2 protein-coding genes are annotated in these 1,957 nt (G+C 66.7%); both read right to left on the bottom strand.

Annotated features, from left to right (window positions below):
• On the bottom strand, positions 1 to 410 hold a 410-nt coding region (locus tag HUK82_RS16230), incomplete at its 3' end, for a pseudouridine synthase (RefSeq protein WP_256127060.1).
• Positions 397 to 1,957 (bottom strand): DNA translocase FtsK (locus HUK82_RS16235; RefSeq protein ID WP_256127061.1); only part of this gene is annotated, 1,561 nt, incomplete at its 5' end. The genes HUK82_RS16230 and HUK82_RS16235, both read right to left, overlap by 14 nt.

Here is a 1,957-nt window from a genome sequence, read left to right on the forward strand (position 1 = left end):
ACATGTCCGTGGTCCGAGGCGGGCTGGCCGCGCACGATGGCCCAGTAGGTCTTGCGGGCCGTGCCCTCCGCGAAGCAGGCCTGCGCGGCCATCAGCGCCTGCTTGCGCAGCGCGATCAGCAGACACCCCGCCGTATCCGCGTCCAGCCGGTGCGCGAGCCACGGACCGCCAAGCTTGCGTCGCGGCAGCAGGGCGAACGCGTCCTCGACCGACGCGCCGCCACGCGGGCCGGGATGGACCGGCAGGCCGGCGGGTTTGTCGATGACAAGGAAACGCGTGTCGCGAAACAGGATCGGATAGGGGAAGACGGCCGTGCCGCCAGCGGGTGGCGGATCGGCCTTCACGCGTATGCCGCCCTCATGGGCGGGCGGCCCCGTCCGGCGCGACCTGCGGACGTCAGTCGTCTGCATCGGTTCTGCGAATCAGCACCTCGCGCCGTCCGACATGGTTGGCCTGGCTGACGATGCCTTCCTTTTCCATCTGCTCGATCAGCTTGGCCGCGCGGTTGTAGCCGATCGACAGGTGGCGCTGGATGAACGATGTCGACGCCTTGCCTTCGCGCGCGACGATGGCAACGGCCTGATCGAACAGGCTCGTCTCCGCGTCATACCCGCCGCTGCCCAGACCATTGCCGGACGACGAACCGCCACCCCCCGAGCTTTCCTCGTCCTCGGCCGATGTCACATCGTCGTTGTAGACCGGCTCGCCCTGCGCGCGGAGGAAGGCCACCACGTTCTCGACCTCACCGTCGCTCACGAACGGGCCGTGCACGCGGGTGATACGTCCGCCGCCCTGCATGTACAGCATGTCGCCCTGACCCAGCAGCTGCTCGGCGCCCTGCTCGCCCAGAATGGTGCGGCTGTCGAACTTGCTGATGACCTGGAACGAGATACGGGTCGGGAAATTGGCCTTGATCGTACCGGTGATCACGTCGACCGACGGGCGCTGCGTCGCCATGATGACGTGAATGCCCGCCGCGCGCGCCTTTTGCGCCAGACGCTGGACGGCGGACTCGATCTCCTTGCCCGCCACCATCATCAGGTCGGCCATCTCGTCGATCACCACGACGATATAGGGCATCGTCTCGAGCGCGAGCTGCTGCTCCTCGAAAATCGGGCGACCGGTCTCCTGATCGTAGCCGGTCTGCACACGGCGCGTCACGATCTCGCCCCGCGCCTGTGCCTCGGTCACGCGATCGTTGTAGCCGGCGATGTTGCGCACCTGCAGATGTGCCATCGCGCGATAGCGGCGGTCCATCTCGCGCACCGTCCATTTAAGGGCTGTGACCGCCTTCGCGGGTTCGGTCACGACAGGCGTCATCAGGTGCGGAATGCCGTCATAGATCGAGAGTTCGAGAATTTTCGGGTCGATCATGATCAGGCGGCATTCCGCCGGCGACAGCCGGTAGAGCAGCGACAGGATCATGGAGTTCACGCCGACCGACTTGCCCGACCCGGTCGTGCCCGCGATCAGCAGATGGGGCATGCGGGCCAGATCGCCATAGACCGGATTGCCCGCGATGTCCTTGCCCAGCGCCAGACACAGTTTGGACGGGTTCTGGTGCCACCCGGCAGTGTTCAGAAGTTCGGTGTAATACACGGTCTCGCGCCGCGCATTGGGCACTTCGATGCCGATCACGTTGCGGCCCGGCACGACGGCGATACGCACACTCAGCACGGACAGCGACCGCGCCACATCGTCGGCCAACCCGATGACGCGGGCCGAACGGATCCCGGGGGCGGGTTCCAGCTCGTACAGCGTCACCACCGGGCCGGCGTGAATGTCGCCGATGACACCCTGAACGCCGTAATCGGCCAGAACATTTTCCAAAAGCCGCGCGTTGGCCTGCAGCATATCGGGCGACGGACCCGCGCCGGCATGCGCGGGCGCGGCCTGCAACAGGTCGAGGCCCGGGAACTGCCAGCCCGCTGAGTCTGCGGCGGGGGCGTGAACGGGT

Origin of the sequence: Ameyamaea chiangmaiensis, assembly GCF_013376175.1 — a bacterium.
Classification (GTDB): Bacteria; Pseudomonadota; Alphaproteobacteria; order Acetobacterales; family Acetobacteraceae; genus Ameyamaea; species Ameyamaea chiangmaiensis.